Raw genomic sequence first — 3,003 nt, forward strand, 5'->3', positions numbered from 1 at the left:
TTAAATCAATATTTAAAATATAAAGGTTTTCAAAAGAATTAAGAAAAAACCTCTCCCGACCGGGAGAGGTTTTTTTATGTTTCACGTGTAACATATTCCGACAAATAGGGACAGGCTTTCACAAATAAATGGCGAATGATAGGGGACACTGATAAGCAGTGTGAGCGGCTTTGGAGAAAAAATAGAAGATCAGTGATACGATGAGGATGAGGTGGTAGGGATGGTTTCATTAAGTATATTAGATCAATCTCCAGTATCAGAGGGCAGCAATGCTGAAACGGCCTTACAGCAAACCGTTGCGCTTGCTCAAGCTGCTGAGGACCTTGGATATAAGAGATTTTGGGTTTCTGAGCATCACTTTTCAAAACGGCTGGCAGGGTCCAGTCCTGAGGTGCTAATCAGTCATATAGCAGCGAAAACAAAGCGAATTCGTGTTGGATCAGGAGGAGTCATGCTGCCGCATTACAGTGCTTATAAAGTAGCTGAAAACTTTCGTGTTCTGGAGGGGCTGACACCAGGAAGAATTGATCTGGGGCTTGGCAGAGCACCGGGGGGAATGCCGATTGCATCATGGGCGCTGAATGACGGCGGAAAGCGCAATGCTGATCAGTATCCGCAGCAAATTAAGGAGCTGACCATGTATTTGCATGATTTGACGGATGACAAACACCGTTTTCCGAATCTGACCGCTGCGCCGCATATTTCAACGGCTCCGGATGTGTGGCTGCTCGGCTCATCTGGAGAAAGCGCGCTGCTTGCAGCTGAATCTGGCGCTGGCTATATGTTTGCCCATTTTATCAATGGAGAGGGCGGAGAGGGTACTGTCAGACAGTATAAGAGACGATTCAAACCGTCTGTGTTAGGAGATACGCCTCGAGCGGCAGTTGCTGTTTTTGTTCTTTGTGCTGACACGGAGGAGAAGGCAGAGGAGCTTGGGGCTGTGCTTGATTTTACACTTTTGGCGGGAGAGCAGGGTATTCCTTTAGAGGGAGTTCCTTCGTATGAAGCTGTTCGGAAAAATACGTATTCTCCTTATGAACAGAGACGAATTGCTGATAATCGAAATCGAATGATTGTCGGTACGAAAGAACAGGTTAAGGAGCGGCTGCTAGCTTTGAGTAAAGCGTATGAAACAGAGGAAATCATGGTGGTGACCATCACGCATCATTTTGAAGATAAGCTCCGATCGTATCGATTATTGCAGGAGGCGTTTGCTGACTGATCTTTAAAAAGCCCTGCCGAATCTGGTCTTACCCCTGTCAAGTAGACAGCCATAAAAAGCCTAAGCAACCAGTGTGTTACGGTATTCTACCGGAGCACACTGGTTTAATTTTTTCTGGAATCGTTCGTGATTATAGAACTGGATGTAATCTTTAATGCTTTTGTGGAGCTCTTTTTCAGTTTGACATGAAGAAAAGTATGTATTCTCTGTTTTGAGGTGCGAGAAAAATGATTCGATACAGGCGTTATCCAGGCAGTTTCCCTTACGGGAATGGCTGCCCTTCAAACCAACGGTTTCAAGTCGCTTTTGATATGCTTTTGTTGTGTATTGGAATCCTTGATCAGAGTGGAGAATGGCCCCTTGGACATCCCGTTGAGCTGTTAAACTTTCCACTGTTTTCATCACCAGTTCAAGATCATTTCGCTTTGACAGTTTCCATGCGACAACCTCATTATTGTAAAGATCTTGTACTGCAGAAAGATAATAGAATCGTTGTCCGCAAGCAATATAGGTAATATCGGTTACATATAACTGATTAGGCTGATTGGTTTGAAATTCTCGGTTAAGCCGGTTTGGCAGGACAACCGATGCCTTTCTTCCAAAATAACGACGCTTTTTTCGAATAATCGAGTGGATGTTCATCTCTCTCATCAATCTGTAAACACGCTTATGGTTGACGCAGAAACCTTCTTTCTTTAAAGCGACAGTAATCCGAGGATAGCCATAGAAAGGGCGTGAATGATGAATCGCCATGATGTGCTCTTTTATGATCTGATCTCTCTGTTGCCTTGCCATTCGAAACCTTTGAGCCTTGCGCCATTTATAGTACCCTGACCGTGACACTTTGGCGATACATACCAGCCACGTAATCGGATAACGGTCCTTCAATTCGTGAACAGCTTCAAATCGTGCTGCCTTCAAAATCCGTCCTCCCCATGCAGATTTGGATAGCGCTTTTTTAGGTATTCGACCTGTGCCTTTAAATAATCTCGTTCTTCCTCAACACTTTTAAACGTTGTTTTAGGGCGTCCAATAAAAGGATTGTCTGACTTTGTATCTTTTCCCCTTTGATCATCAAAAGACTTGCCTTCCCGATATGTTTTCACCCAATTTTTGAGCTGGGTTGAACTTCGAAGCCCTAATTCTTCAGCTAACGTGTTATAGCTTTTGTTTCCTTCCTCGTACATTTTGACAGCTTTCATCTTAAATTCTTTCGTATAGTGCTGAAAGTGTTGCCCTTTTCTCGCCATAAAAAATCCCCTCCACGTATAGTGTAACAGCCACTTTTGAAAAGCGGGCTTTTTACACTGTCTACTTAGAGGGGATAATATCAGGAGGGCAGTCTTTTTCGTTTAAGAAACAAAAAAATCAATCAGCGGCTGAAAATCCTTAGACAAATCAACATCATTCGGTTCTGCTTGAAGCAGGCGGTCAATCATGCCCTCCAGCTCCCCAACATCATTCTTATCGGTATACTCAATGAAGTTTAAGCTTTCAAGCCAATCCCGATATGAATGTTTGGCTTTGCCATAGCTGTTTCCAAAGACAAGGCAAGGTGTTTTGGTGATAATCGAGAAAATCATCGCGTGAAGGTGGTCGGTAATCACCAATTTACTGGAGCCGATGCGGTCCAGCATCTCCATAAAATGCTTTTCACGATCAGCGTAATCGATGGTGTCTACCGTATCCAGCACCGTATCGGTACGCTCTGTGTAAGTTGTTTTTTCTGCCCATTTCTTCATCTGTGAAATAAAATCTTCGTCAGTCACTTTCTCCTTATC

General features: G+C 43.7%; 3 protein-coding genes. 1 reads left to right on the forward strand and 2 read right to left on the reverse strand.

Annotated elements, in window-relative coordinates; all coding sequences use genetic code 11:
* The first annotated feature begins 220 nt into the window (after positions 1-220).
* On the forward strand, positions 221-1,222 hold the full coding sequence (locus ACWF4Z_RS38135) for an LLM class flavin-dependent oxidoreductase (RefSeq protein WP_017696212.1): 1,002 nt from the start codon (positions 221-223) through the stop codon (positions 1,220-1,222).
* Positions 1,223-1,282: 60 nt separating this feature from the next.
* Here the strand turns inward: ACWF4Z_RS38135 and ACWF4Z_RS38140 are convergent.
* Positions 1,283-2,472, reverse strand: a protein-coding gene (locus ACWF4Z_RS38140) for an IS3 family transposase (protein WP_087614167.1) whose coding sequence is annotated in 2 segments (ribosomal slippage) — positions 1,283-2,172 and positions 2,172-2,472 — 1,191 coding nt in all. Because the reading frame shifts where the segments join, the coding sequence is not laid out codon by codon here.
* A gap of 102 nt (positions 2,473-2,574) precedes the next feature.
* A partial coding sequence (locus tag ACWF4Z_RS38145; protein ID WP_452248093.1) for a polysaccharide pyruvyl transferase family protein occupies positions 2,575-3,003 on the reverse strand: 429 nt, incomplete at its 5' end.

It is taken from the genome of Kribbella sp. NPDC055071, assembly GCF_053608045.1.